Origin of the sequence: Sporosarcina sp. A2, assembly GCF_050858885.1 — a bacterium.
Classification (GTDB): Bacteria; Bacillota; Bacilli; order Bacillales_A; family Planococcaceae; genus Sporosarcina.
In genome coordinates this window covers 2,029,962-2,055,000 of sequence record NZ_CP193898.1, presented here as the reverse complement: position 1 = coordinate 2,055,000, position 25,039 = coordinate 2,029,962, and the positions used below count along the sequence as shown (strand labels likewise).

The window sequence follows — 25,039 nt, the reverse complement described above, 5'->3', positions numbered from 1 at the left end:
TAGCCTCAAACGTTAAGAATCTCGGAGGTAGAGCACTGTTTGGACTAGGGGCCCATCCCGGGTTACCGAATTCAGACAAACTCCGAATGCCGATGATTTATGTTTGGGAGTCAGACTATGGGTGATAAGGTCCATAGTCGAGAGGGAAACAGCCCAGACCGCCAGTTAAGGTCCCAAAGTATTCGTTAAGTGGAAAAGGATGTGGCGCTGCCCAGACAACCAGGATGTTGGCTCAGAAGCAGCCATCATTTAAAGAGTGCGTAATAGCTCACTGGTCGAGTGGCGCTGCGCCGAAAATGTATCGGGGCTAAACGAATCACCGAAACTGCGGATTGACACCTTTGGTGTCAGTGGTAGGAGAGCGTTCCAAGGGCGTTGAAGCTAGACCGGAAGGACTGGTGGAGCGCTTGGAAGTGAGAATGCCGGTATGAGTAGCGAAAGAAGGGTGAGAATCCCTTCCACCGAATGCCCAAGGTTTCCTGAGGAAGGCTCGTCCACTCAGGGTCAGTCGGGACCTAAGTCGAGGCCGATAGGCGTAGACGATGGACAACAGGTTGATATTCCTGTACTACCTCCCCACCGTTTGAGTGATGGGGTGACGCAGAAGGATAGGGTGAGCGCGCTGTTGGTTATGCGCGTCTAAGCAGTGAGGTGTGAAACGAGGCAAATCCCGTTTCTAATACATTGAGCTGTGATGGCAAGGGGTGTATACCCTGGAGTCCCTGATTTCACACTGCCAAGAAAAGCCTCTAACGAGGTGGGAGGTACCCGTACCGCAAACCAACACAGGTAGGCGAGGAGAGAATCCTAAGGTGATCGAGAGAACTCTCGTTAAGGAACTCGGCAAAATGACCCCGTAACTTCGGGAGAAGGGGTGCTCTGGTAGGGTGAATAGCCCGAGAGAGCCGCAGTGAATAGGCCCAGGCGACTGTTTAGCAAAAACACAGGTCTCTGCAAAACCGTAAGGTGACGTATAGGGGCTGACGCCTGCCCGGTGCTGGAAGGTTAAGAGGAGAGGTTAGCGCAAGCGAAGCTTTGAATTGAAGCCCCAGTAAACGGCGGCCGTAACTATAACGGTCCTAAGGTAGCGAAATTCCTTGTCGGGTAAGTTCCGACCCGCACGAAAGGCGTAACGATCTGGGCACTGTCTCAACGAGAGACTCGGTGAAATTATAATATGCGTGAAGATGCGCATTACCCGCGACAGGACGGAAAGACCCCGTGGAGCTTTACTGTAGCCTGATATTGAATTCCGGTGCAGCCTGTACAGGATAGGTAGGAGCCTAAGAGACCGGAGCGCTAGCTTCGGAGGAGGCAATGGTGGGATACTACCCTGGCTGTATTGGACTTCTAACCCTTGCCCGTGATCCGGGCAGGAGACAGTGTCAGGCGGACAGTTTGACTGGGGCGGTCGCCTCCTAAAGAGTAACGGAGGCGCCCAAAGGTTCCCTCAGAATGGTCGGACATCATTCGTAGAGTGCAAAGGCATAAGGGAGCTTGACTGCGAGACCTACAAGTCGAGCAGGGTCGAAAGACGGGCTTAGTGATCCGGTGGTTCCGCATGGAAGGGCCATCGCTCAACGGATAAAAGCTACCCCGGGGATAACAGGCTTATCTCCCCCAAGAGTCCACATCGACGGGGAGGTTTGGCACCTCGATGTCGGCTCATCGCATCCTGGGGCTGTAGTCGGTCCCAAGGGTTGGGCTGTTCGCCCATTAAAGCGGTACGCGAGCTGGGTTCAGAACGTCGTGAGACAGTTCGGTCCCTATCCGTCGCGGGCGCAGGAAATTTGAGAGGAGCTGTCCTTAGTACGAGAGGACCGGGATGGACACACCTCTGGTGTACCAGTTGTCTTGCCAAAGGCATCGCTGGGTAGCTATGTGTGGACGGGATAAATGCTGAAAGCATCTAAGCATGAAGCCCCCCTCGAGATGAGATTTCCCATTACGCAAGTAAGTAAGATCCCTCAAAGATGATGAGGTGGATAGGTCTGGTGTGGAAGCATGGCGACATGTGGAGCTGACAGATACTAATAGATCGAGGACTTTCCCAAATATAAGTTAGAGAGCCGTAAGGCTGTCTTGAATTCAATGTTGATTTTATCCAGTTTTGAATGAACAAAAGTTCTTTCAAAAAAAACACTTGCGTATTGCATACAATATAGTGTATAATAGTAAATGTCCTTGAAAAGGGACAAGCACATTTGTCTGGTAATGATGGCGAAGAGGTCACACCCGTTCCCATACCGAACACGGAAGTTAAGTTCTTCAGCGCCGATGGTAGTAGGGGGCTTCCCCCTGTGAGAGTAGGACGTTGCCAGGCAAACGCAGCAATGCGTGATATATGGAGGATTAGCTCAGCTGGGAGAGCATCTGCCTTACAAGCAGAGGGTCGGCGGTTCGAGCCCGTCATCCTCCACCATACTTTGTGCCGGTGTAGCTCAACTGGTAGAGCAACTGACTTGTAATCAGTAGGTTGAGGGTTCAAGTCCTTTCGCCGGCACCACTTAGTACGAGCCATTAGCTCAGTTGGTAGAGCATCTGACTTTTAATCAGAGGGTCGCAGGTTCGAATCCTGCATGGCTCACCATTTCTTTGAATTTTGAAGGACTACAATATATGCGGGTGTGGCGGAATTGGCAGACGCGCTAGACTTAGGATCTAGTGCCTTCGGGCGTGGGGGTTCAAGTCCCTTCACCCGCATCTCCTTTGCGGAAGTAGTTCAGTGGTAGAATACGACCTTGCCAAGGTCGGGGTCGCGGGTTCGAATCCCGTCTTCCGCTCCACTAAAATTTATTAAACACAATCCGTTTAGTGTTTTCATATGCGCCCGTAGCTCAATTGGATAGAGCGTCTGACTACGGATCAGAAGGTTGTGGATTCGACTTCTGCCGGGCGCGCCATTTTTTATAACTATTATTTAATAATCGGGAAGTAGCTCAGCTTGGTAGAGCACTTGGTTTGGGTCCAAGGGGTCGCAGGTTCGAATCCTGTCTTCCCGACCATCTTTTAAAGAGGGGCCTTAGCTCAGCTGGGAGAGCGCCTGCCTTGCACGCAGGAGGTCAGCGGTTCGATCCCGCTAGGCTCCACCAATTTCAATAATCCATTTCATGGCGGCGTAGCTCAGCTGGCTAGAGCGTACGGTTCATACCCGTGAGGTCGGGGGTTCGATCCCCTCTGCCGCCATCCAAAGGACCTTTAGCTCAGTTGGTTAGAGCAGACGGCTCATAACCGTCCGGTCGCAGGTTCGAGTCCTGCAAGGTCCACCAGTATTACTTTTATTGCATGGAGGTATACCCAAGTTCGGCTGAAGGGATCGGTCTTGAAAACCGACAGGGGTGTCAAAACCCGCGGGGGTTCGAATCCCTCTACCTCCTCCATTTTTCACTAAGTACACGTTAACAACATTTTTCACTAACATTATCGCGGGGTGGAGCAGTGGTAGCTCGTCGGGCTCATAACCCGAAGGTCACAGGTTCAAATCCTGTCCCCGCAACCAAATGGTCCCGTGGTGTAGCGGTTAACATGCCTGCCTGTCACGCAGGAGATCGCCGGTTCGATCCCGGTCGGGACCGCCATTTCTTTTTAATACATAGTTCTATGTAAAACTATGTGGCTCAGTAGCTCAGTTGGTAGAGCAAAGGACTGAAAATCCTTGTGTCGGCGGTTCGATTCCGTCCTGAGCCACCATTTATGCGGGTGTAGTTTAGTGGTAAAACCTCAGCCTTCCAAGCTGATGATGAGGGTTCGATTCCCTTCACCCGCTCCATTTGGGCCTATAGCTCAGCTGGTTAGAGCGCACGCCTGATAAGCGTGAGGTCGGTGGTTCGAGTCCACTTAGGCCCACTATTCCGCAGTAGCTCAGTGGTAGAGCAATCGGCTGTTAACCGATCGGTCGTAGGTTCGAGTCCTACCTGCGGAGCCATATTTCGGGGAAGTACTCAAGTGGCTCAAGAGGCGCCCCTGCTAAGGGTGTAGGTCGCGAGAGCGGCGCGAGGGTTCGAATCCCTCCTTCTCCGCCATATTTGTTTGGCCCCTTGGTCAAGCGGTTAAGACACCGCCCTTTCACGGCGGTAACACGGGTTCGAATCCCGTAGGGGTCATACTTAAAAGTTCCTAGTTGCAAATTGCAACTAGGAACTTTTTTTGTTCTTATTTATCTGTATAACTGTCTTTTTTGTGATACGGAATATCACCGAGTTCCGATTCCAATCCGATTTCATCGAGTTCTTCTTCATAGGCAATCGTAGTATCACCACGAACAATCCCTGAAGGTTCCCCCTCCAAATTACTAGTTGCAATGACATCGATGTCCTCTGTACTTTCATCATTTACAGATGTGTCATACAACGAATCGTAATCTGCATGATCACCGCTGAAGTCTGAAGGTGTTTCAGATGTGCCAGACTTTGCAATCTCTTCGAAACTGTCTATTGGGTCGCTGTAAACGCCTTTACGTCGTTCTGCAAATGTATCTGTGTTAGCCATCTTCAATAGTTCATCCTCAACAGGACGATCTTCTGGTATGTCTTGAACAGCATCGTCCACGCAGAAGGTTGTATAGGGAACAGCTTCTAAGCGTTCAAAAGGAATCTCTTTCCCACATTCTTCACATACTCCATAGGAGCCGTCTTTCATATTTTCTAACGCCTGTTGTACTTTCTCCAGCTCGTCACTTGCATGTACATGTAAGGCACGATCTTTTTCACGGTCATACAACTCAGTCCCCATATCAGCGGGGTGGTTGTCATAGGATGAAAGTTCACCGACTTCATCAAGAGCGCTCTCTTCTACAGCTGTTCTGCTTTCAGTTACGGTTAGGTCGTTTTGTAAGCGAATCAGTTCTTTTTTCAACGTTGCTAATTGTTCTTTTGATAACATGTTGGTCACGTCCTTTATGGATTTACGTACTAGTATGTTTCAGAACGGTTTAATTACAATTGAAATCTGCCGTTAGTTCAGTGAATTCCTTTTTAGTGCTTTTGTTAAACCTCTTGAATCGAAATTCGAACGATTTTAAAAAGGAAGTATATGTTTATTGTGCTATTTATTCCGATTTTGTTAATAAAAAAGAGACTGCAGCAGAAATCAGTTTTCACTGACGTTCTGAACAGCCTCTTTTATGATTAATTTGTCGTCAAATGACCAATAAGTAACCCGATTGCAAGCAACAGGCAAAAGAACGTGTTGGTTTGAGCAGTATATTTCATAGCAGGCATTACTTGTAGCGGAAGTTCGAACTTCTTAAAAATCTTAATTGCGGTGATTGGCTTTTTCACACAAAGGATCACAAGTAGACTCCATGGTGTGAGACCTCCAAATAGCACAAGAGCAATAATCCAAGCAAATGCGAGAATAAAGAATCCACTTTGGATACGAATTGCAGTTGTCCGTCCTAAAAGAATCGCTAGCGTCTTCCTACCGCCTAACTTATCGCCTTCCAAATCACGAATGTTATTTGCCATCATGATAGCAGCAACAAGCAGGACGCTTGGAATCGACAGTAACACAGCGCGTTCCGTTACAGTACCTGTCTGGATGTAAAATGCGATCAGGACTAGCAGCATCCCCATAACGACGCCAGAGAATAGTTCACCGAGCGGCGTATATGCAATTGGATAAGGTCCTCCTGTATAGATGTAGCCAATAGCCATTGAAATCAGGCCGATTACTGCAAGCCACCAAGAAGTCTGCATGCAGATATAGACACCGAGTAACACGGAGACACCATATAACAATAGTGCTAAGTTTAATATCGTTTTGGGATTCACTTTATTGCGTACAATTGTACCACCTATGCCGACAGAGTCTGCCGTATCGAGACCACGTTTAAAATCGTAGTATTCGTTAAACATATTCGTCGCCATTTGAATGAAGACACTTGCGAGTAACATTGCAGCGAATAAAAGGAAGTCCAATCTCCCAAATGGCAATGCAAGCATTGTGCCAAGGAATACAGGAGCAAAAGCCGCAGTCAATGTATGTGGACGTGTTAGTTGCCACCACATTCTCCAGCCAGTTTCAATTTTAATGGTATCTTGCATTTCTTTCTCTCCTTCGTTTAAACATGCAAGTCTCATTGTACTCTATTTGGCACAATTACGGAATCCTTCAGGTTCTTATAAATGCGTAGTAGCCTGATTTCCGCTATAATGGAAGGAGAATTGGCACAAAAGTTATTGCCACAAGAGGAGAGAATACTATGAATCGGAAGCTTACGGACTTACCTAGCCGAGAACGAACGGTAGCTATGCCGCATGTCCGTTTCTTTACAGAAACAATTGAGGCGGGCGGTATATCACCACTGTCTTTTTTTGAGGCAGGGGCATTCATCGATGAATCTCAACGTTTTTATTGGGAAAACGCATCAAAAACAATGACATTGGTTGGAATTGGACATGCATTGACGCTGACTGACGAACCTGGAAAAGATCGCTACGATACGATTGAAGCTAATTGGAAGCATTACTGCGATGCACTCATTAAAGAAGAGAAAGATATGGATCCTGTATTATTCGGAGGGTTTTCTTTTGATGAAAAGCGTTCATCAACACCTTCCGAGTGGGAGAACTTTCCGAATGCATTATTTGCAGTGCCTACATTCCAATTGAAAATAGAAAATGGACAAACTCTAGTTGCAATCAACTTCATTTCTGATGAATCGGAAACAGCTATTCAATTTGAAGCACTTCGTAAGCAAAGAGATCAACTTATCCATATGGCACAAGTGCAAGAATCTATATCTGCTGAAAAACCAGCTATTTTAGCGATGCAAGAACTTCGTAAAGATCATTATCTGGAAGCGGTAAAACAGATTACCGAGAAGATCCAAACTGGTGAAGCTGAAAAAGTTGTCATTGCTCGTAAATTGGCCATTCAATTTGAGCAATCGGTCCGACCTGCATCTGTGCTTCAGTCAATTGCTAATGAACAACGGGATAGTTATAATTTTGGTCTTGAGAATGGCTCACAATTCTTTTTTGGAGCAACTCCAGAACGTTTAATAGAAATAAAAGATGGACAAGCTTTTTCTGCATGTGTCGCTGGATCCATTAAACGAGGGACAAGCGCCGAACAGGATCAGCAATTTGGAGACGAACTTCTTGGGGACAAAAAGAACCGGGAAGAGCACCAATACGTAGTCGAAATGATTACAGGTGTATTCGATTCGCTTTGTGCTTCGTACACGGCTGCAACCCGTCCGAAGTTATTGAAAGTACGCGACATTCAACACTTGCATACGCCTGTACAGGGGAAATTGGGTGCTGAAAGTAGTATTTTTCAATTTGTTAAGTCACTTCATCCGACCCCTGCGCTTGGTGGAGTTCCTGCACCTGTTGCGATGGAACTTATTCGTCAGGAAGAGGATCTGGATCGTGGATACTATGCCGCTCCTATTGGGTGGACAGATGCTTCAGGGAATGGTGAATTCGCAGTTGCGATACGATCAGCATTGTTAGAGACTGACAATGCTTGGCTTTACGCGGGAGGGGGAATTGTTGCAGACTCAGACCCTATCGAGGAATACGAAGAAACATGGGTGAAATTCCGACCGATGTTACGGGCACTTGGAGGTTCTTTAAATGGATAATCGTAAAACGCTCACGAATCACGTGAGGAGAATGGCAGAAAGCCTCGTCCGAATGGGTGTGGAACATGCTGTGATTAGTCCGGGATCGCGATCGACTCCACTTGCTTACGCATTAGCTTCAACTGAACAGGTCGATGTACATTTACATGTAGATGAACGCTCAGCCGGCTTTTTTGCATTAGGTATTGCAAAAGCGACACAGCTTCCTGTCATCTTGTTATGCACTTCGGGTACCGCCGCGTCCAATTATCATCCTGCCGTGACGGAGGCGTACTATGCACGTGTCCCGCTAATTGTTATTACAGCTGACCGACCGCATGAATTACGTGATGTCGGAGCGCCTCAAGCGATACGTCAAATGGGAATGTTCGGGGAACATGTTAAATATGACGTGGATCTCCCAATTCCTGAGGATTCTACTGCAGTAGATGATTACTTAGAGCGGCAAATTGCACGATCTGTCGGTATGGCTCTCACAGAACCTAAAGGTCCAGTTCATTTGAATGCACCGTTTCGTGAGCCACTCCTCATTGACTTCGAGCAACCGGTGCCGTCAATTACATTTATGGAACGGATTGCAGGTCATATGTCGATGTCAGCAGACCAAGAGGGTCAGTTAAGCAACTTGGTTGGTTCGGCAACGCGCGGTGTTTTAATTATGGGCGAATGGATTCCTGGGTTTGATAAATCGAAGGTTTGGGCGTTTGCAGAACGCATGAATTGGCCAGTCCTCTGTGATCCGCTTTCCAATCTACGGACAGAAGTTCCGGAATCTTGTAAGCACCTGTGTATCGACACGTATGATGCACTTCTTAAAAATAAGGGATTCGCTGCTGAAGCAGGACCTGACACGGTCATTCAAATCGGACCTCAACCTGTTTCCAAGCCGTTAACATTATTTTTGAAAAACGTCCGTCCACAAACTTTTGTCGTTGTGGATGAAGCACCTATATTCCGAGATCCGCTCGGTATTGCTACGCATCATGTGCAAGTGAATCCGATGGAAGTATTGTCTATGGATTTTGAATCCCGCCAAGAGAGTTCATTCACTAAGAAGTGGACTGCGGCAAACGACTTGGCGTCCACTTTGACAGAGTCGTTCCGCAGTGAGGGGATTCAAGAAGGGGATTACATCCGTACTTTCCTGGCATCATTACCTGAAGGAAGCGACCTGATTAGTGGGAGCAGTATGCCGATTCGTGATTTGGATACGTATTTCAGAAAGACGGAACGAGACATCGCACTGTTTTCAAATCGTGGAGCGAATGGAATTGACGGGGTCGTTTCGACAGCACTCGGAATTCAAATTGCGCGTAGGCGTCCGGCTTGGCTCTTAATTGGAGATTTGTCATTCATGCATGATGTAAACGGGCTACTAATATCACGGATGGAAACGATGGATTTAACGATTATGGTGAGCAACAACGATGGTGGCGGTATTTTCTCTTACTTGCCACAAGCGTCAGTTCAGAATCATTTCGAACAACTCTTCGGAACACCGACCGGACTGTCCTTTGCACCAATAGCGGATATGTATGGTATTCAATATGAGTTGGTTTCATCGATTGAACAGTTGGAAACACAACTGACAAAAGAGAAGACAGCGCCACTTCGGATAATCGAAATGATTTCTGAACGTGAGCAAAATGTTCAGGCACACCGAGAATTATGGCGTTATATCGGAGAGGAGCTCGAGCGAAATGAGTTCTGAGTGGATTGACGTAAATGGTCATTCGATTCATGTGCAACGTACGGGGAATGCATCTCTTCCAACTGTTGTGTTCCTCCATGGATTTACAGGAAGTACGGCTACGTGGAACACAGTCATTTCACTCCTAGACGGTAAGATTCATGCCGTTGCCGTGGATTTGTGGGGACATGGTCGTTCAGATTGCCCTGAAAACAGTTCAGCGTATGCAATGGATCATCAGACCGCAGATCTAGAACAATTGTTTACCGAGTTAGCTCTTGAGAAGTTCACACTCGTCGGCTATTCTATGGGGGGGAGAACGGCTCTCGGGTATGCCATTACGTATCCTGAGCGTATTGAAAAGTTAGTATTAGAAAGTGCTTCCCCAGGGCTCAAAACGGAATCTGAGCGAAAGGATCGGAAACAACGGGACGCAAATTTGGCGTACCGTCTTCTAGGGGAACCGTTAAGTGACTTCATGGACTATTGGGAGAACCTGGCGCTATTCGACTCTCAGAAATCACTACCTCTTTTTCAACAGGAAGAGGTACGTAAAGAACGAATGAGTCAAAATCCAAAGGGTCTTGCAAACAGCTTAGTCGGCATCGGTACAGGTAGCCAACCGTCTTATTGGGATGTACTAAAAATTCAAACGTACCCGGTCGTTCTCATCACGGGTTCACTCGATTTGAAGTTCGAAACGATTGCTTTAGAGATGAAAAGTGTGCTTCCAAATGTAGCCTATTACAGTGTTGAAAATGCAGGCCATGCAATCCACGTGGAAAAACCCGAGAAATTTGCTACAATACTAGATGAGATGAAAAACTAAAATTATTACTAGGAGGAAAACCATGACACGACAATGGGAAACACTTCATACATACGAAGATATTAAGTATGAAAAGTACAAAGGTATTGCGAAAGTAACAATCAATCGTCCGGAAGTACGTAATGCGTTCCGTCCGAAAACAGTAATGGAAATGATTGATGCATTCTCACGTGCACGTGACGACGAGAGTATCGGAGTTATTGTATTAACTGGTGAAGGTGAAAAGGCATTCTGTTCTGGAGGCGACCAGAAAGTTCGCGGCCATGGCGGTTACGTTGGAGAAGACGAAATTCCACGTTTGAATGTACTTGATCTCCAGAGACTAATTCGTGTCATTCCGAAACCAGTAGTTGCTATGGTTGCAGGATATGCAATTGGTGGCGGACACGTACTTCACGTAGTATGTGACTTGACGATTGCTGCTGACAATGCAATCTTTGGTCAGACCGGGCCTAAAGTCGGTTCGTTTGATGCTGGATACGGTTCAGGATACCTTGCCCGTATTATCGGACATAAGAAAGCCCGCGAAATTTGGTACTTGTGCCGCCAATACTCAGCACAAGATGCTTTGGACATGGGATTAGTTAACACAGTCGTTCCTTATGAGCAACTTGAAGACGAAACGGTTCAATGGTGTGAAGAGATGCTATCTATGAGTCCAACTGCACTTCGTTTCTTGAAAGCTGCAATGAATGCAGATACAGACGGTCTTGCAGGTCTTCAGCAATTAGCAGGAGACGCTACATTGTTGTACTACACATCAGACGAAGCAAAAGAAGGCCGCGATGCGTTCAAAGAGAAACGCAAACCAGACTTCGGTCAATTCCCACGATTCCCTTAATGATTACGAAACGAAAAGACTGCCTATTGGGCAGTTTTTTCTTTATGGAGAGGTGGTACAAAAATGATTCCCAATTGGTTATTAAAACGGGCAGCGTTGACGCCTCATGCTTCTGCATTGAGCTTTCAAGGACAGACATGGACGTATCTTGATTTAAAAGAGGAAGCCTTGGATAGAGCGGGGAAACTCCGTACACTTGGACTCGAACGTGGAAGCCGTATAGCCTTGCTTGGTGGAACTTCTGCCGAGATGGCGCTGTTAATCCATGGCTGTTTGCTTGCAGGTGTAGAAATGGTCTTGCTGAATGCACGACTCACTGTTGAAGAGATTGAGTACCAATTGAACGATTCACAATCCGAAATGCTCGTATATGATGCTTCTTTCTGCGACAAGGCAGGCGAAGTAGACTGGCGTGCTATTGGATATGACGAACTAGTGCAGTCCCAAGCAACCCCTTTTCAACTTGAGCAAGAGTGGGCAGAGGATCGTTCATTGACAGTAATGTATACATCCGGAACAACCGGATTTCCGAAAGGTGTTCGTCAGTCTGCAGAAAATCATACATCGAGCGCACTATCTGCTGTATTGAATAGTGGATTACATGATGGAGATTCATGGCTTCATATGATGCCGTTATTTCATATAAGTGGGTTCTCCATTTTAGCAAGAGCAGTCCTATATGGCTCCGAAGTACGTTTGTTCGAAAAGTTTGACGCTGCAGTTGCGGCTGAAGAAATAAGCAGCGGGCAAGTATCAGGTATGTCTGTTGTTGCTGTCACGTTGGAACGATTACTAACAGTCATTGAAAATGATGAGTTCACTGTACATCCGAAATTTCGTACATTGTTAGCAGGTGGCGGTCCTGTACCTGTCAGCTATTTGAAACGCGCAGAGCAATGCGGACTTCCTGTCTTGCAAACGTATGGAATGACAGAAACTAGCTCCCAAACTGCCACGTTATCGGTTGAAGACGCATTACGCAAATCAGGGTCAGCGGGAAAACCATTATTCTTTACAGATATTCAAATTGAAGGTGTTGATGAGCCGTTTATTAAAGGGGAAATCCTTATTAAGGGGCCTCACGTTACTAAAGGGTATATAGGTAACCACGCAGATACTCAAGCCTTACAAAACGGCTGGCTGCATTCAGGAGATATTGGTTACTTCGATGATGAAGGCTTTTTGTTTGTTGCGGATCGTCGTTCTGACCTGATTATCTCTGGTGGTGAAAACATCTATCCTGCCGAAGTCGAGGCGGTGTTAATTGAACATCCAGAAATTTTAGAAGCAGGTGTGTGTGCAATGCCTAGTAAGGAATGGGGAGCTATTCCTGTAGCTTTTGTTGTTGCCCAATCTACGGTAAGCGAAGGAGATCTTCGTACGTTCTGTGCAACCCGTTTAGCTTCCTATAAAATTCCAAAAGCAATTCACTTTGTAAGCGAATTACCTCGGAATGCTTCGAACAAACTAATGAGAAAGAAACTTCGTGAGTGCGTGAATGGAGAAGAGTAAACAAAAAGTCGAAGGACGAGAAAGGAAATCCCTTTCGTCCTTCGACTTTTTAACGAAGTGCTTCAGATAATACTTGTATGTTACGTTTCATCAGTGTGAAATAATCTTCTTTGTTAGCAAGATCCTCTTTTGTCAGCACGGACAAGTTGTGAAGAATGGCGGAGTCGGCTCCGATTTCTTTTTGAACAACTTTAGTTAGCTTTGAGCTGACGTTTTGTTCGAATAAGATTGTCTTCACATGCTTTTCTTTAGCTTCTGCCACTATATGTGCAAGTTCTTTTTGAGAGGGTTCACTTTGCGTATTAAGCCCCGCAACTGAAATTTGCTCTAATCCATATTGGTCGGCTAGGTAGCCAAAAGCTGCATGAGAGACAAAGAACGTTTTGGATGAAGCATTTTTCGTCATCTCTGCAAATTCGGAATCCAGAGATTGTAAATCAGTTTTTAGTGATTCATAGTTTGTTTCATACAATTCTTTGTTATTAGGAGCCTTCTCTATAAGCCCATCACGCACTGCAGCAGCTAAATCCAGACTTAGAACAGGTGAAATCCAAACGTGTGGATCTACATGTTCTGCTCCATGTGCATGCTCTTCTTCGTCGGCATCATGATGATGACCTTCCATCAACTTAGAAGGATCGATGTTGTCTCCAGTTGGTAATAACGTAACGTGTTGGTTCTTCAATGTCTTTTCTGCATTATCCACAAATCCTTCAAGGCCAAGACCTACATAGAAAAACAAATCTGCATCTGCCAGTTTCATCATTTCTTTTTGAGTAGGATCGAACGTGTGCTCATCTGCTCCAGCAGGGTAGATCGATTGAACAGAAACGGTGTCTCCCCCAATACGTTCTGCGAAATACTGTAACGGATACACAGTTGTATAAACATCCAGTTTTCCATTAGCAACTGTGTCATCAGCTGTAGTATCCTTATTACCGCACGCGGCGAGTGATAGTGCCAGAGTGAGGAGTAGTAGTCCTAGTAATTTTCGTTTCATCTTCCTGAATCCTCCAATACGTAATCATTACGATTTAAAAAGTACTTACCCATCATACTAAAAGGGGGAGCACTTGACAACTGAAAGAGTTATTAGTTTTTTTCCTTCTTAGCAGGAACAGGATCGAATCCACCTTTATGGAAAGGATGACATTTTGAAATACGTACTATTGTTAGCCAGAGTCCTTTCAGAACACCGTGCGTTTCCACGGCTTCTACACCGTAATGAGAACACGTAGGATAGAATCTACACGAGGGTGGAGTCAGCGGGGAAATCATTTTTTGGTAAAATCGGATGAACAGTAAAACGAGCTTCTTCATAAATAAACCGCTCCTAAAGTATGGTACGTTTAGTTTATACCGTTAGGTGGTAAAATAACAGAGAGACGTGTTATATAAAATTCATGAAAAGAGGTCGTTTGTTTATGTCAGCAGAATTAATCAAAGAATTGAACACACAAGTATCCACATGGTCAGTTATGTATACGAAGTTACATAATTATCATTGGTATGTAAAAGGAAAACAGTTCTTTACGCTACATGCAAAATTCGAAGAACTATACGATGAAGCAACACAGCATATGGATGACATCGCTGAACGTATTCTAACATTGGGTGGAAAGCCGACGGCTACACTGGCTGAGCATTTGTCAGAGTCTGTTATTAAAGAAGCAAATGGCAGTGAAAAAGCTGAACAAATGGTCGCATCTATTGTAGATGACTTTGATGAAATTATGAAATCCCTGAAAAACGGCATGAAATTAGCTGGCGAAGCTGGAGATGTCATGACTGAGGATCTTTTGAATGCGATTTATCAAGGAATTGAAAAGCATCAGTGGATGCTAAATGCATTTCTTGGTGAAGACAACAATTAAGGAATAATCCTTTAAGACCTCCTTGGCATGCCGATAAATAGGTGGAGAGGAGCTGTTTGATATGGACATTTCATCCATTATGGCAAGTCAATTGCGAAGTCTACAATCTACCGTGCAAATGACGATTATGGACAAGGCAATGACGTCGAGTGCTTCCGCAGCAATTGAAATGCTGCAATCTTTGCCAGAAGCCTCACATCCTTTTAAAGGTTCGGCAATCGATATAAAAGCATAACGAACAATGCATCTTTCCAATAGGAGAGATGCATTGTTTTTCAATTTTATATCAAATGCAGTATGATGGAGAATACATACTCAGCTCGAATTCGTCCATACTAGTCAAAAAGGATGCGATTACTGTGGTAGAAGGAACGTATACAATGTATGTATCAGTCGCTCATCAGCAAATCAATATTCACAAATTTGATTCACCTTACGAATATGTTGTGAATGTCCCAAGGGAGTACATTCAAGTTTTTCATCACTTATTTGATCAGACGCATGAATTAGAGTTTTTTAACTTTCTGAGATCCCATTTACCGTATGTTCCTTATCACTATGACCGTGACAATCACAGAGTGGACCGACGTATGTACAAAGTGTATGCGTTAATTCATGAATTTACGGATGATGAATCCAAGAAGTTCATTGAACAGCTACCATTCTTTAGACCAGGAGTTGCGGCACAAACGGGTTCAGGAACGATGTAAATGGATGGATCAGCTAGATAGGATGTGCACGTAATGTTAACATTTGACGACCTAAAAGGAAGCCGTGTCGAGCTTGTTTTTGGTGAACAGGAACTTGATGCACGTCACGTCCTTGTTGTTTTAAAACACAATGGTAAGTGGTTGTTGACCACACACAAAATCCGTGGTGTGGAGTTTCCGGGTGGAAAAGCAGAACTAGGAGAAACAATCGAAGATGCAGCGATACGAGAAGTAATGGAGGAAACAGGTGCTACTGTTACAAATCTCGTGAAATTTGCTGAGTACGTCGTGTACACGGAACCTCCATTTTGCAAAGCCGTATTTACTGCAGATGTTATCGATATCGATGAAAACGCAGAACGGTTTGAAACAGAAGGTGCTCTTTGTTTAACGGATGAACAATTAGACCAATGTGAGACATTAAGTTTTCATATGAAGGACAAAGGGATGAAAGAATTGAGGAATTGGGTGGAGCAGCATGTACACTGATTCCCAAATTATTTCGAAACGCCCTTATCCATCACCCACACCTTTAGTAGAACTTACCGAAATCACTTATAGTTCTGGCAGGTTAAAAGTGAAAGGGATGCTTGCTGAACCGAAAGAAGCTGGGAGTTACGAAGGACTTGTCTATATGAGAGGTGGCATCCAGCATATTGGGATGGCCCGTCCTGCGCGGATTGCACAATTTGCAAGTCAAGGTTTTGTCGTGTTTGCTCCTTATTATCGCGGAAACCGCGGAGGAGAAGGGCGTGACGAGTTTGCAGGCGCTGATCTTCAAGACGCAGTGAATGCAGTAGATGTGTTAAAACAAAGTCCGAAATGGAAAGATGGACGGGTTCATTTGTTTTCCTTTTCTAGGGGAGGCATTATGGCTCTCTGGACGGCCATTTTACGAGATGATATTGCGTCAACGGTCCATTGGGCAGGTGTGTCAGATGTCGTCTTTACGTATAAAGAGCGAGAGGATATGCGGCGCATGATGAAGCGTGTGATTGGTGGTTCTCCTAATAATGCACCAGATGCATATCGGGAACGGACTGCGTTGTTCAGAATTGAAGAGATTGCTGCTCCAGTTCTCATCATCCACGGTATGAAAGATGAAAACGTCTCATTTGAACAAGCTATTTTACTCGAAGATGCACTTCGAGAACATAAGAAAACTTATGAAACGTGGTATTTCCAAGATTATACGCATCACTTTCCATCTTGGCATAACGCACAAATTGTCAGAGACTTGACTAAGTGGATGAGAGCGCAAACGTAAAAAAGAACCTTCCGAAAGTCGGAAGGTTCTTTTCTTATTGCTATTAAATAATTGGACCGCCTTTTTGAAGGATCTCTTCAGAAACTTGACCAAACTTCTTGAAGTTGTCTTTGAATAGTTGTGAAAGCTCTTTCGCTTTTGCATCATATTCGGAAGCATCGCTCCAAGCATGACGTGGGTTCAATACTTCTGTTGGAACGCCTTCGATATGCTTAGGAATCTGAAGACCAAATGTTGCAGAAGTTTCTGTTTCTACGTTATCCAATTCGCCGGATAATGCTGCACGTACCATCGTACGAGTGTGTTTCAAGTCCATACGTTTCCCAACTCCATAAACGCCGCCAGTCCAGCCAGTGTTTACTAAGAATACGCGTGATCCGTGCTCGTCGATTTTCTTACCAAGCATATCTGCATAGACAGTTGCAGGAAGTGGAAGGAATGGAGAACCGAAGCATGTAGAGAATGTCGCTTCAGGTGATGTAATTCCTCGTTCTGTACCTGCAAGTTTCGATGTGAATCCGCTTAAGAAGTGATACATCGCTTGTTCTTTCGTTAACTTCGAGATTGGAGGCAATACACCGAATGCATCTGCTGTTAAGAAGATGATTGTTTCTGGGTGACCCGCAACCGATGGTAGAACGATATTGTCGATGTTGTCAATTGGATAAGCTGCACGTGTGTTCTCAGTTAATGTAGTATCATCATAATCAGGAATACGTGACTCCGTATTGAGAACAACATTTTCTAGAACTGTCCCAAATTGAATAGCACCGAAGATTTCAGGTTCTTTTTCAGGAGATAAGTTGATACACTTCGCGTAACATCCGCCTTCGATGTTGAAGATTCCGTGATCTGACCAACCATGCTCATCATCACCGATTAGTTTGCGGTTTGCATCAGCAGAAAGTGTTGTTTTACCTGTACCTGATAATCCGAAGAACAAAGCAGCATCTCCGTCTTCACCAACATTTGCAGAACAGTGCATGGAAAGAATACCATTCTCGGGGAGTAGGTAGTTCATGACAGAGAAAATCGATTTCTTCATTTCTCCTGCATATTCAGTTCCACCAATAAGTACGATACGCTTTTCGAGAGAAATGATGACAAACGTCTCGGTATCTGTACCGTCGACAGCTGGATCTGCTTTAAAAGAAGGAGCAGCTAGAATTGTGAATTGTGCTTCATGCATCTTCAATTCTTCTGCAGTTGGGCGGATGAAGAGCTGATGAACAAATAGATTCTGCCAAGCATACTCATTAACGACTTGGATTGACAGTTGTGAAGCTTTATCAGCTCCTGCAAATCCTTTGAAGACGAATAGTTCTTCTTTCGCCTGTAGATGAGTTAACACTTTTTTGTATAGGGAGTCGAAGTTTTCCTCAGAAATCGGTCGGTTTACAGAACCCCAGTCGATCTTATCTTTAGAAGTCGCTTCTTCTGTTATGTAACGGTCTTTAGGGGAACGGCCGGTATACTTCCCGGTTTGCGCTGTAACGGCTCCATCTGCTGAAAGCTTCGCCTCACCGCGAGAAACTGCTTTTTCGACTAATACAGGTACAGAAGGCTGTAGTGTAATATTAGATCCAGAAAGAAGTTCTTTGAGTCCATTATCTTTTTTAGCTGAAATCATAGGTAGATACCGTCCTTTTCATTACTGCCCGTTCATCGGGCTGTCTTATTTTGAATTAGTATAACACATTAAGAATAATAAACTATACTAATTCAAAACTCAAGTAAGAACCACGAAAAAATTTGACAAGATTCGTGTTTTCTCGTAGCATAGATAACTGAACGGATACTCTTATCCCGAGTCGGCGGAGGGACAGGCCCTATGATGCCCGGCAACCTGCATGGACGTCCTTGTCTATGAAAAGGTGCCAAACCTGAAGCAGGGGGAAACCCTGGACGATAAGAGTGAAAGGTGCCTATGAAACTCATGCCTTTCCTCATGTATGCAATACGTGAGTGGAGGGCTTTTTCTATTGTTTGCCTTTATCCTTGTGAACGTTGAACGTCGCTTCTCTTCAGGCGCGGGACGAAAACTGGGAAAACGAGAGTACCGTATCACGAGTTCGCTGTAAGGAAACTTGCGGCTGAAGGAGGAAATCATATGACAAATCGACGACTGTTTACATCTGAGTCGGTAACAGAAGGACATCCGGATAAGATGTGTGACCAAATTTCAGATGCGATTCTGGATGCGATTATGGAAGAAGATCCAAATGCACGCGTTGCGTGTGAAACAACAATAACTACTGGATTGGTTCTCGTAATCGGTGAAATTACAACGACTACCTATGTCGATATTCCGAAAGTGGTTCGAGAAACCGTAAAGGAAATTGGCTATACGCGTGCGAAATACGGATTCGATTACGAAACGTCTTCCGTACTTACTTCTATTGATGAACAATCACCTGACATCGCAGCAAGTGTCGATTGTGCCCTCGAAGCACGTGAAGGATTAATGGACGATGAAGAACTAGAAGCAATTGGTGCTGGAGATCAGGGTCTGATGTTTGGGTATGCATGTAACGAAACAGAAGAATTAATGCCTTTACCTATCAGTTTGGCTCACAAACTTGCCCGTCAACTTACGAAAGTCCGTAAAGAAGAAACACTCGACTACTTACGTCCAGATGGAAAAACACAAGTAACGATTGAATATAATGAACTAAACGAACCAATCCGTGTAGATACAATTGTCATTTCTACACAGCACCATCCCGAAATCGCACTGGAGCAATTGCAGCGTGAAGTGAAACAACATGTAATTGACACAGTGGTTCCAAAAGAATTGTTAGATGATGAAACTAAGTATTTCATCAATCCATCGGGTCGCTTTGTAATTGGTGGTCCTCAAGGGGATGCTGGTCTTACAGGCCGCAAAATCATCGTCGACACGTATGGTGGATATGCGCGTCATGGTGGTGGAGCGTTTTCCGGTAAGGATGCAACGAAAGTTGACCGATCCGCATCATATGCAGCTCGTTATGTAGCAAAGAATATTGTCGCTGCGGGTCTTGCTGACCGTTGTGAAGTTCAACTAGCATATGCAATCGGTGTCGCAAAACCTGTTTCTATTTCAGTCGATACGTTTGGCACAAGTGACATTCCGGAGAGTCGTCTAGTCGAACTTGTCCGAAATCACTTCGATCTTCGTCCAGCAGGAATTATTAAAATGCTGGACTTACGTCGGCCGATTTACAAGCAGACAGCTGCTTACGGTCACTTCGGTAGAACGGATATCGATTTACCTTGGGAGCGCACAGACAGGGCTTTGGCACTGAAAGAAGATATCACTCAACTAAAAGGGTAAGCATAAAAAAAGCAAGGGAGCGGATTTACAGCGCCCTTGCTTTTCTTATTTCTGATGCTGTTTGTACGATTTACCTTTTTCCACGTAGCTTAAGACAATTCGCTCCATATCAGCTCGGTCCTCTTCTGTAAGGGGACGGACTACTTTTGCTGGAGAACCGAGTGCTAACATGCCGGGAGGAATAACTTTGCCTGGAGGTACGAGGCTACCTGCACCTATAAACGCACCTTCGCCTACGATCGCTCCATCTAGAACGATAGCGCCCATTCCGACAAGCGCGCCTTTTTTTATTGTACAACTATGTAACGTAACCTTATGACCGATTGTGACGTCATCTTCTATGACTAATGGCGTGTTAGGACTTTGATGGAGACAAGACAAATCTTGAATGCTTACTCGTTTACCAATCCGAGTAGGAGCAACGTCGCCACGGATTACAGTACTGAACCAAACAGAAGATTCAGCGCCAATTGTAACATCTCCGCTAATTACAGCGAAATCAGCGACAAAAGCAGTATCATCAATGTCCGGACATACATCTTTGTATGGAATAATCATGAAAAATGTCCTCCTTGTTGTGCAATGTTGTATACTAATCCTATCAAAGTTTTAAGACTTGTACAAAGAGGGGAATAGTCATTGGAATAAATGGAGGGAAGCGCTATGTGGAAATGGGAAGCAGATGGACAAGCAAAAGCAGTCATTGTCATTGTACATAACGCATATGAAGACCATCAGCGATATGCATGGCTAATTCAGCAATTACGAATGTCAGGATTTGATGTGATCACAGGTGATTTACCTGGTCATGGTCCTGACGATAAGAGTAGACCTTACGACGAGTCCTTCGAATCGTATGTGGAGTATAGTAAGAAGATGATCGATGCAGGGTTGAAAGAAAGTGTACCAGTCATTGTGTTAGCACATGGTCTTGGCGCAACAGTAATAATCCATTTGCTGCAACGCCAAAAAATCGAATGTGCTGGGCTTATAATCAGTTCACCTTGGTTATCGTTGATTCATCATCCACCTAAGTTTTCATCGATGCTAACACGCTTGTCGTCTTCCATGAAGCTCGATCATGGCGTTTCGTATGAATTACTTACGAAAAACCCAGAAGAGCGTCCGAAGACACGGCATTCATCTGATGTCCGGTCAGTTGTAACGGGTGGTTGGTATAAGGAGCTCACATCATTCATGAAAAACAGTCTTCAAGCAGAACAGTCCATCCAAGACTTACCTTTGCTCGTTCACACGGGTGGAGAGGATCGGATGACTGATATAAAAGAGACGAAGAAATGGATGAAACGTCAAAATTTAAGTGAGTTTCAGTATAAAGAATGGCGCCATTTGTATCATGATGTCTATCACGAGCCTGAGCGTGAAGAGGTCTTTTTATATACGAAATCATTCATTGATAATGTATTACGTTCACTTGGATATGTAATTGAAAATTGATAAATGGAGGGTTTACTATGGAAGCTGAGTCAAAGAAAGAATTTTGGTCATGGGGTAAATCCTTAATCGTCGCAGTACTTGTCGCATTTATCGTGAGACAGTTTCTCTTTACACCAGTTATTGTTTCAGGTGAATCGATGGAGCCGACCTATCACAATAATAATCGCGTGGTCATCTCAAAGATATCGTCACTCGAACACTTCGATAAAATCGTCTTCCATGCGCCGAATGCAGATGAAGATTTCATCAAGCGAGTAATTGGTTTACCTGGAGATACAGTGGAAATGGAAAATGATAAACTATCCATTAATGGAAAAGAGTATCCGGAACACTACCTAGATCCCAACAAGGATGCTCTTCTAGAGGGAGAGCGGTTGACGCAGGACTTTGAATTCATCGTGCCCGAAGGTCAACTGTTCGTCATGGGAGATAACCGTGCAAACAGTATGGATAGTCGGATATTTGGTAGCATCCAAGAAGATTCTGTCGTCGGAAAAGTAAAGTTTCGTTTCTATCCATTTAATGAGATTGGGAATCCTAAGTGACCGATTTAAGTAACAGGTAAATTTCACCTGACTGATTAACGTACTTTTGAGACATGCTAGCTATAGAGCCTTCAGAAAAGGAGTGGTGAGTGTGTCACAAAAGCAAACAGATCAAGACAAGCAGACGAAACGTCAAACGGGTAGCGCAGCTGGAACAGAGTATACAGATGATCAGCGAAGAACGAATGAAGTCGCTTCCACTGCACTTACGGGAAGTGCTACCAAAAAAGTCGATCTGCAAAATGACCGACTTGAAACAGGTGGCTTTTAAATTACCACCCGTTACACGGAACAAACCTCTGCAGAAATAGTTGCGGAGGTTTTTTTATTGTGTTCGACAATTGGTGATCTACTAATTCTCTTAGCTAGATGAGGTAATTGTTTAGAGCAGAAAGTAACGGTAAACCATATATTCATATATCGAACTTATATTGTCTTCATACCCTCTGATTTGTGATAAATTTAAAGGAACGTAATCTTAAGGGAGATTTGATGTAGATGGAAGATTTTTTTGAACGTAAAAAAAGACAACTGAATATCCAACTGAATGATGTGCAAAAGCAAGCAGTACTAACAACAGAAGGGCCATTGCTTCTTCTTGCTTGTCCAGGATCCGGAAAGACCACGACGATCATCATGCGGATTGGATATCTTATAGAAGAACATGGAGTACAACCAAGACGCATTAAAGCAATTACGTTTAGTAAAGCGTCGGCGAAAGATATGAAAAAACGCTTTTCGATGTTATTTCCTGATTTACCTTCAGCGGATTTTTCAACTATTCATAGTTTGGCATTTACGATTTCTAGAAAGTGGTTGGCATCTCAAGGTCGCCAATTCACATTGCTCGAAGGGTTCCAAAAACAAAATGCGTTAAAAGCAGCTTGCCGCCATGTGCTAAAAGAAAATGCGACAGAAGACCAGTTGAATTCACTTTCAACGTATATCAGTCTCATGAAAAACCAAATAATCGCGAGTGAAAAGTGGACAGATAAGGACGAACCTTTTGAGCATGCGGCGAAAATTGCACGTCATTATGAAGCAACCAAAAATGCGTCTATTGAGGAAACGTTTCTCGACTTTGATGATTTATTGCTTGCTGCTGAGCAAGCGATGCGAACAGATGACCATCTCGCCTCAGAATTTCAATCTAAGTTTGACTATATTTTAACGGATGAAAGTCAGGACACATCTCTAGTTCAGCACAAAATCGTTGAACACTTAACGGCGATGCATGGAAATCTTTGTGTCGTCGCTGATGATGATCAATCGATCTACGCATGGAGAGGCGCGGATCCGGATTATTTAATGGATTTCAAGCTTGTCTATCCGGAAGCGAAACTATTATATATGGAACAGAACTATCGATCTTCATCTGAAATCGTGACGACTTCCGCAACATTTATCAAGCGTAACAAAAAGCGATGGGATAAGAAGATGCATACAGAAAACGGTTCGAGAGGCGCAATCGTATTAAGGCGTTTAACGAATCCGAAACACCAGTTGGAATATGTGACGTATGAGCTTCTTGCAGAGGAAGAACTGAGTGAAGTGGCAATCTTATTCCGAAATAATGCGTCCTCTACTGCTTTTGTTAATGAACTCCATCGTAGAGGAATCCCTTTCTATATGAAAGACGCGGATGATAAGTTCTTCTCCCATTGGGTCGTTCAAGATGTGCTGAATTTTATGCGTCTCAGTTTTAACTTGGAACGAAAAGACATCTTTGCAAAGGTCGCTGGAAAAATGCAATTGTTCCTATCAAAATCAACGTTACAGCAGTTTGAACGGAGCACATTAGATGGGAATGTTTTTGATGCATTCCAGCAGATGGCTGTTCTAAAAGACAGTCAAGTGAGGAAGCTCGATGCTTATCAGGCTGTCTACAAAAAAATGTCGGATAGGAGACCGGCTCAAATCATCCGTATGATTCGTTACGAACTTGGCTACGAAGAGAGTCTGGTGAGTATGTCCACAAAGTTCGGGTACCGGGCAGACAGCTTGAAAGGCATTTTGGATACGTTAGAGGGGATTGCTGAACAGACAAGGACAATGATTGAGTTTGCTGAGCAATTGAAAACACTGGAAGAAGCAGTGCAGCAAGCGAAGCAAGAGCCGGTTGGACAAGCAGTCACACTTTCGACGTTCCATAGCGCAAAAGGATTAGAGTTCAAAAGGGTGTTTATGATCGATCTTGTTAAAGGCACCATACCTTCTGAAGAAGATCTCCTAGATCCGCAATTATTGGAAGAGGCCCGTCGTCTATTTTACGTAGGCATGACCCGAGCGAAAAATAGACTTGAGTTACTGTCCTATGCATCGGAAGACGGTAAATCGAAAGAAGACTCCAAGTTTGTTGATGAAGTAAGAGGGATTTTATTGCCAAAGAACACAGGTGTTGCAAAACAGACTAGTAGCCTCGCAAAACAAGCACCAAAGTCGATCCCTGTGAATCCGAATGGCATTGGGGATTTAAAGTTGTTGGCGGCAGGTTCTCTCGTAAAACACCGAGTTTTTGGTAAAGGGGAAATTCTAGAAGTGAATTCCGAATCTATTGAAATTCGATTTGCCACAGTTACAAAGCGCTTAGCACTACAACCTGTACTCGAAAAGCGAATGTTGGAGGGTGCTGAGCTATGAAAGTTCTGATTTGGGTTGGGGTGGCAGGAGCTCTTGGTGCTCTTGCAAGAACATTAATAGGCATTCTTATTCCCGCGGCAAATGGATTTCCTGTGGGTACATTCGTTGCCAATATGGCAGGTACATTCATTCTTTGCTTTCTCGTCGAACGAACCCTCCGCGAAACACTTGTGAACAAAACAACCTATGACGCGATAACAGTAGGCTTTCTCGGTTCATTTACGACGTTCTCTGCGCTCAGTATGGAAACAATGACATTACTTCAATCTAACGTAGGAATGGCAATGCTCTATGTGGGCGTAAGTTTGCTGATCGGTTTGTTCGTCGGAGCACTTGGATTTCAACTTGGTGGAAAGGGGCAAGAAGGATGACGATCTTGGATGTTATTGCAGTTGCTGCAGGTGGTTTTTTAGGTGCGGTCATTCGCTATGTCGTTTCTAAAAAGTTGAATTCGAATGTTTCTATACCCGTAGGGACATTTATTGTGAATATGATAGGGTGTCTTCTAATTGGATTTGTAGCAAGTCTTGGCCTTTCAATTCCACTAACTTTCTTTCTAATATCAGGATTGACAGGAGCCTTGACGACATTTTCCACATGGATAAAAGAAGTGCTAGGTATGTCACGCCTTCACGAGTGGGGAAAGGCAAGTACATATATGCTGGGCTCAATTCTTTTAGGCATCTTATTCGTTTATGTAGGGTATATAAGCGGTTCTTTTTTCAGTGTCTAGCAGTTTAGTAAGTTCTCGTTCAGGAATAGACTT

General features: G+C 44.3%; 23 protein-coding genes, 19 tRNA genes, 2 rRNA genes and 1 riboswitch (1 of these 45 running past the window's edge). Of the genes, 38 read left to right on the top strand and 6 right to left on the bottom strand.

Annotated features, from left to right (window positions below; all coding sequences use genetic code 11):
- The 21 genes from ACRPI0_RS10295 to ACRPI0_RS10195 all read left to right on the top strand — a co-directional run.
- Nucleotides 1–2,054, top strand: a 23S ribosomal RNA gene (locus ACRPI0_RS10295) (it extends 879 nt beyond the left edge of the window).
- 153 nt (nt 2,055–2,207) lie between these two features.
- Nucleotides 2,208–2,323, top strand: a 5S ribosomal RNA gene (gene rrf, locus ACRPI0_RS10290).
- Between the two features lie 23 nt (nt 2,324–2,346).
- Nucleotides 2,347–2,422 (top strand) — tRNA-Val (locus tag ACRPI0_RS10285).
- Between the two features lie 8 nt (nt 2,423–2,430).
- Nucleotides 2,431–2,506 (top strand) — tRNA-Thr (locus ACRPI0_RS10280).
- 8 nt (nt 2,507–2,514) lie between these two features.
- Nucleotides 2,515–2,590 (top strand) — tRNA-Lys (locus tag ACRPI0_RS10275).
- A 31-nt stretch (nt 2,591–2,621) separates the two neighbouring features.
- Nucleotides 2,622–2,703: transfer RNA gene (locus tag ACRPI0_RS10270), tRNA-Leu, on the top strand.
- Nucleotides 2,704–2,711: 8 nt separating this feature from the next.
- Nucleotides 2,712–2,786, top strand: a tRNA-Gly gene (locus tag ACRPI0_RS10265).
- Between the two features lie 40 nt (nt 2,787–2,826).
- Nucleotides 2,827–2,903: transfer RNA gene (locus ACRPI0_RS10260), tRNA-Arg, on the top strand.
- A 25-nt stretch (nt 2,904–2,928) separates the two neighbouring features.
- A tRNA-Pro gene (locus tag ACRPI0_RS10255) sits at nt 2,929–3,005 on the top strand.
- A gap of 11 nt (nt 3,006–3,016) precedes the next feature.
- Nucleotides 3,017–3,092: transfer RNA gene (locus tag ACRPI0_RS10250), tRNA-Ala, on the top strand.
- Between the two features lie 20 nt (nt 3,093–3,112).
- Nucleotides 3,113–3,186 (top strand) — tRNA-Met (locus ACRPI0_RS10245).
- 6 nt (nt 3,187–3,192) lie between these two features.
- Nucleotides 3,193–3,269, top strand: a tRNA-Ile gene (locus tag ACRPI0_RS10240).
- A gap of 18 nt (nt 3,270–3,287) precedes the next feature.
- Nucleotides 3,288–3,380: transfer RNA gene (locus ACRPI0_RS10235), tRNA-Ser, on the top strand.
- A gap of 44 nt (nt 3,381–3,424) precedes the next feature.
- Nucleotides 3,425–3,499: transfer RNA gene (locus ACRPI0_RS10230), tRNA-Met, on the top strand.
- A 3-nt stretch (nt 3,500–3,502) separates the two neighbouring features.
- Nucleotides 3,503–3,578 (top strand) — tRNA-Asp (locus tag ACRPI0_RS10225).
- 36 nt (nt 3,579–3,614) lie between these two features.
- Nucleotides 3,615–3,690 (top strand) — tRNA-Phe (locus ACRPI0_RS10220).
- Between the two features lie 5 nt (nt 3,691–3,695).
- Nucleotides 3,696–3,769 (top strand) — tRNA-Gly (locus tag ACRPI0_RS10215).
- A gap of 3 nt (nt 3,770–3,772) precedes the next feature.
- Nucleotides 3,773–3,846, top strand: a tRNA-Ile gene (locus tag ACRPI0_RS10210).
- Between the two features lie 4 nt (nt 3,847–3,850).
- Nucleotides 3,851–3,925 (top strand) — tRNA-Asn (locus tag ACRPI0_RS10205).
- A 6-nt stretch (nt 3,926–3,931) separates the two neighbouring features.
- Nucleotides 3,932–4,022 (top strand) — tRNA-Ser (locus ACRPI0_RS10200).
- A gap of 9 nt (nt 4,023–4,031) precedes the next feature.
- Nucleotides 4,032–4,103: transfer RNA gene (locus tag ACRPI0_RS10195), tRNA-Glu, on the top strand.
- A 49-nt stretch (nt 4,104–4,152) separates the two neighbouring features.
- Here ACRPI0_RS10195 and ACRPI0_RS10190 read toward each other — a convergent pair.
- Both ACRPI0_RS10190 and ACRPI0_RS10185 read right to left on the bottom strand, forming a co-directional pair.
- Nucleotides 4,153–4,881 (bottom strand): TraR/DksA C4-type zinc finger protein, encoded by a 729-nt coding sequence (locus ACRPI0_RS10190; protein ID WP_432352551.1) that lies wholly within the window; start codon nt 4,879–4,881, stop codon nt 4,153–4,155.
- A gap of 245 nt (nt 4,882–5,126) precedes the next feature.
- Complete coding sequence (locus tag ACRPI0_RS10185; protein ID WP_432355933.1) at nt 5,127–6,044, bottom strand: 1,4-dihydroxy-2-naphthoate polyprenyltransferase; 918 nt, start codon at nt 6,042–6,044, stop codon at nt 5,127–5,129.
- A 158-nt stretch (nt 6,045–6,202) separates the two neighbouring features.
- Between ACRPI0_RS10185 and ACRPI0_RS10180 the strand changes: the two genes are divergently transcribed.
- From ACRPI0_RS10180 to ACRPI0_RS10160, 5 genes are all read left to right on the top strand, one after another.
- Complete coding sequence (locus ACRPI0_RS10180; protein ID WP_432352550.1) at nt 6,203–7,591, top strand: isochorismate synthase; 1,389 nt, start codon at nt 6,203–6,205, stop codon at nt 7,589–7,591.
- A complete protein-coding gene (menD, locus tag ACRPI0_RS10175; protein ID WP_432352549.1) occupies nt 7,584–9,302 on the top strand; it encodes a 2-succinyl-5-enolpyruvyl-6-hydroxy-3-cyclohexene-1-carboxylic-acid synthase in 1,719 nt (572 codons plus the stop codon). The genes ACRPI0_RS10180 and menD overlap by 8 nt, the downstream gene beginning before the upstream one ends.
- The gene (gene menH / locus ACRPI0_RS10170; RefSeq protein ID WP_432352548.1) at nt 9,292–10,110 is read left to right on the top strand and encodes a 2-succinyl-6-hydroxy-2,4-cyclohexadiene-1-carboxylate synthase; all 819 of its coding nucleotides are present in this window, start codon (nt 9,292–9,294) and stop codon (nt 10,108–10,110) included. The genes menD and menH overlap by 11 nt, the downstream gene beginning before the upstream one ends.
- 22 nt (nt 10,111–10,132) lie before the next feature.
- Entirely contained in the window at nt 10,133–10,951 is an 819-nt protein-coding gene (gene menB, locus ACRPI0_RS10165) for a 1,4-dihydroxy-2-naphthoyl-CoA synthase (RefSeq protein WP_432352547.1), read from the top strand.
- A 63-nt stretch (nt 10,952–11,014) separates the two neighbouring features.
- Nucleotides 11,015–12,463, top strand: a complete 1,449-nt coding sequence (locus tag ACRPI0_RS10160) for an o-succinylbenzoate--CoA ligase (RefSeq protein ID WP_432352546.1) — start codon at nt 11,015–11,017, stop codon at nt 12,461–12,463.
- A 49-nt stretch (nt 12,464–12,512) separates the two neighbouring features.
- Here the strand turns inward: ACRPI0_RS10160 and ACRPI0_RS10155 are convergent, their stop codons facing one another.
- Nucleotides 12,513–13,463, bottom strand: a complete 951-nt coding sequence (locus ACRPI0_RS10155) for a metal ABC transporter solute-binding protein, Zn/Mn family (protein WP_432352545.1) — start codon at nt 13,461–13,463, stop codon at nt 12,513–12,515.
- A gap of 92 nt (nt 13,464–13,555) precedes the next feature.
- Complete coding sequence (yidD, locus tag ACRPI0_RS10150; protein ID WP_432352544.1) at nt 13,556–13,783, bottom strand: membrane protein insertion efficiency factor YidD; 228 nt, start codon at nt 13,781–13,783, stop codon at nt 13,556–13,558.
- 104 nt (nt 13,784–13,887) lie between these two features.
- On the opposite strand from yidD, the gene ACRPI0_RS10145 reads away from it, so the two are divergent.
- From ACRPI0_RS10145 to ACRPI0_RS10125, 5 genes are all read left to right on the top strand, one after another.
- Nucleotides 13,888–14,337 (top strand): Dps family protein, encoded by a 450-nt coding sequence (locus ACRPI0_RS10145; protein ID WP_432352542.1) that lies wholly within the window; start codon nt 13,888–13,890, stop codon nt 14,335–14,337.
- Between the two features lie 61 nt (nt 14,338–14,398).
- Nucleotides 14,399–14,572, top strand: coding sequence for a putative motility protein (locus ACRPI0_RS10140; protein WP_432352541.1), 174 nt, complete (start codon nt 14,399–14,401; stop codon nt 14,570–14,572).
- Between the two features lie 55 nt (nt 14,573–14,627).
- Complete coding sequence (locus tag ACRPI0_RS10135; RefSeq protein WP_432352540.1) at nt 14,628–15,047, top strand: transposase; 420 nt, start codon at nt 14,628–14,630, stop codon at nt 15,045–15,047.
- Nucleotides 15,048–15,080: 33 nt separating this feature from the next.
- Nucleotides 15,081–15,536: an NUDIX domain-containing protein gene (locus ACRPI0_RS10130; RefSeq protein ID WP_432352539.1), complete on the top strand. Its 456-nt coding sequence runs from the start codon at nt 15,081–15,083 to the stop codon at nt 15,534–15,536.
- Complete coding sequence (locus tag ACRPI0_RS10125) at nt 15,526–16,314, top strand: alpha/beta hydrolase family protein (protein WP_432352538.1); 789 nt, start codon at nt 15,526–15,528, stop codon at nt 16,312–16,314. Before ACRPI0_RS10130 ends, ACRPI0_RS10125 begins: the two co-directional genes overlap by 11 nt.
- Before the next feature lie 43 nt (nt 16,315–16,357).
- On the opposite strand, the gene pckA is transcribed toward ACRPI0_RS10125, so the two are convergent.
- Nucleotides 16,358–17,944 (bottom strand): phosphoenolpyruvate carboxykinase (ATP), encoded by a 1,587-nt coding sequence (gene pckA / locus ACRPI0_RS10120; protein ID WP_432352537.1) that lies wholly within the window; start codon nt 17,942–17,944, stop codon nt 16,358–16,360.
- Between the two features lie 168 nt (nt 17,945–18,112).
- Nucleotides 18,113–18,229, top strand: a riboswitch (SAM riboswitch).
- Between the two features lie 195 nt (nt 18,230–18,424).
- Here pckA and metK point away from each other — a divergent pair.
- On the top strand, nt 18,425–19,630 hold the full coding sequence (gene metK, locus ACRPI0_RS10115) for a methionine adenosyltransferase (protein ID WP_432352536.1): 1,206 nt from the start codon (nt 18,425–18,427) through the stop codon (nt 19,628–19,630).
- 45 nt (nt 19,631–19,675) lie between these two features.
- Here the strand turns inward: metK and ACRPI0_RS10110 are convergent, their stop codons facing one another.
- Nucleotides 19,676–20,188: a gamma carbonic anhydrase gene (locus ACRPI0_RS10110; RefSeq protein ID WP_432352535.1), complete on the bottom strand. Its 513-nt coding sequence runs from the start codon at nt 20,186–20,188 to the stop codon at nt 19,676–19,678.
- 105 nt (nt 20,189–20,293) lie between these two features.
- Between ACRPI0_RS10110 and ACRPI0_RS10105 the strand changes: the two genes are divergently transcribed.
- The 6 genes from ACRPI0_RS10105 to ACRPI0_RS10080 all read left to right on the top strand — a co-directional run bounded on the left by ACRPI0_RS10105 (nt 20,294) and on the right by ACRPI0_RS10080 (nt 25,006).
- Nucleotides 20,294–21,088, top strand: coding sequence for an alpha/beta hydrolase (locus tag ACRPI0_RS10105; RefSeq protein WP_432352534.1), 795 nt, complete (start codon nt 20,294–20,296; stop codon nt 21,086–21,088).
- Nucleotides 21,089–21,105: 17 nt separating this feature from the next.
- Complete coding sequence (gene lepB / locus ACRPI0_RS10100) at nt 21,106–21,633, top strand: signal peptidase I (protein ID WP_432352533.1); 528 nt, start codon at nt 21,106–21,108, stop codon at nt 21,631–21,633.
- Nucleotides 21,634–21,724: 91 nt separating this feature from the next.
- On the top strand, nt 21,725–21,904 hold the full coding sequence (locus ACRPI0_RS10095) for a hypothetical protein (protein WP_432352532.1): 180 nt from the start codon (nt 21,725–21,727) through the stop codon (nt 21,902–21,904).
- Nucleotides 21,905–22,131: 227 nt separating this feature from the next.
- On the top strand, nt 22,132–24,273 hold the full coding sequence (locus ACRPI0_RS10090; RefSeq protein WP_432352531.1) for an ATP-dependent helicase: 2,142 nt from the start codon (nt 22,132–22,134) through the stop codon (nt 24,271–24,273).
- Nucleotides 24,270–24,644: a fluoride efflux transporter FluC gene (locus tag ACRPI0_RS10085; RefSeq protein WP_432352530.1), complete on the top strand. Its 375-nt coding sequence runs from the start codon at nt 24,270–24,272 to the stop codon at nt 24,642–24,644. Before ACRPI0_RS10090 ends, ACRPI0_RS10085 begins: the two co-directional genes overlap by 4 nt.
- Nucleotides 24,641–25,006, top strand: a complete 366-nt coding sequence (locus ACRPI0_RS10080) for a fluoride efflux transporter FluC (RefSeq protein ID WP_432352529.1) — start codon at nt 24,641–24,643, stop codon at nt 25,004–25,006. Before ACRPI0_RS10085 ends, ACRPI0_RS10080 begins: the two co-directional genes overlap by 4 nt.
- Nucleotides 25,007–25,039: the final 33 nt, after the last annotated feature.

Bases quoted from the DNA above. Each gene is read 5' to 3' on its own strand.
- ACRPI0_RS10190 (WP_432352551.1), bottom strand. From the start codon at position 4,881: ATGTTATCAAAAGAACAATTAGCAACGTTGAAAAAAGAACTGATTCGC.
- ACRPI0_RS10185 (WP_432355933.1), bottom strand. From the start codon at position 6,044: ATGCAAGATACCATTAAAATTGAAACTGGCTGGAGAATGTGGTGGCAA.
- ACRPI0_RS10180 (WP_432352550.1), top strand. From the start codon at position 6,203: ATGAATCGGAAGCTTACGGACTTACCTAGCCGAGAACGAACGGTAGCT.
- menD (WP_432352549.1), top strand. From the start codon at position 7,584: ATGGATAATCGTAAAACGCTCACGAATCACGTGAGGAGAATGGCAGAA.
- menH (WP_432352548.1), top strand. From the start codon at position 9,292: ATGAGTTCTGAGTGGATTGACGTAAATGGTCATTCGATTCATGTGCAA.
- menB (WP_432352547.1), top strand. From the start codon at position 10,133: ATGACACGACAATGGGAAACACTTCATACATACGAAGATATTAAGTAT.
- ACRPI0_RS10160 (WP_432352546.1), top strand. From the start codon at position 11,015: ATGATTCCCAATTGGTTATTAAAACGGGCAGCGTTGACGCCTCATGCT.
- ACRPI0_RS10155 (WP_432352545.1), bottom strand. From the start codon at position 13,463: ATGAAACGAAAATTACTAGGACTACTACTCCTCACTCTGGCACTATCA.
- yidD (WP_432352544.1), bottom strand. From the start codon at position 13,783: ATGAAGAAGCTCGTTTTACTGTTCATCCGATTTTACCAAAAAATGATT.
- ACRPI0_RS10145 (WP_432352542.1), top strand. From the start codon at position 13,888: ATGTCAGCAGAATTAATCAAAGAATTGAACACACAAGTATCCACATGG.
- ACRPI0_RS10140 (WP_432352541.1), top strand. From the start codon at position 14,399: ATGGACATTTCATCCATTATGGCAAGTCAATTGCGAAGTCTACAATCT.
- ACRPI0_RS10135 (WP_432352540.1), top strand. From the start codon at position 14,628: ATGCAGTATGATGGAGAATACATACTCAGCTCGAATTCGTCCATACTA.
- ACRPI0_RS10130 (WP_432352539.1), top strand. From the start codon at position 15,081: ATGTTAACATTTGACGACCTAAAAGGAAGCCGTGTCGAGCTTGTTTTT.
- ACRPI0_RS10125 (WP_432352538.1), top strand. From the start codon at position 15,526: ATGTACACTGATTCCCAAATTATTTCGAAACGCCCTTATCCATCACCC.
- pckA (WP_432352537.1), bottom strand. From the start codon at position 17,944: ATGATTTCAGCTAAAAAAGATAATGGACTCAAAGAACTTCTTTCTGGA.
- metK (WP_432352536.1), top strand. From the start codon at position 18,425: ATGACAAATCGACGACTGTTTACATCTGAGTCGGTAACAGAAGGACAT.
- ACRPI0_RS10110 (WP_432352535.1), bottom strand. From the start codon at position 20,188: ATGATTATTCCATACAAAGATGTATGTCCGGACATTGATGATACTGCT.
- ACRPI0_RS10105 (WP_432352534.1), top strand. From the start codon at position 20,294: ATGTGGAAATGGGAAGCAGATGGACAAGCAAAAGCAGTCATTGTCATT.
- lepB (WP_432352533.1), top strand. From the start codon at position 21,106: ATGGAAGCTGAGTCAAAGAAAGAATTTTGGTCATGGGGTAAATCCTTA.
- ACRPI0_RS10090 (WP_432352531.1), top strand. From the start codon at position 22,132: ATGGAAGATTTTTTTGAACGTAAAAAAAGACAACTGAATATCCAACTG.
- ACRPI0_RS10085 (WP_432352530.1), top strand. From the start codon at position 24,270: ATGAAAGTTCTGATTTGGGTTGGGGTGGCAGGAGCTCTTGGTGCTCTT.
- ACRPI0_RS10080 (WP_432352529.1), top strand. From the start codon at position 24,641: ATGACGATCTTGGATGTTATTGCAGTTGCTGCAGGTGGTTTTTTAGGT.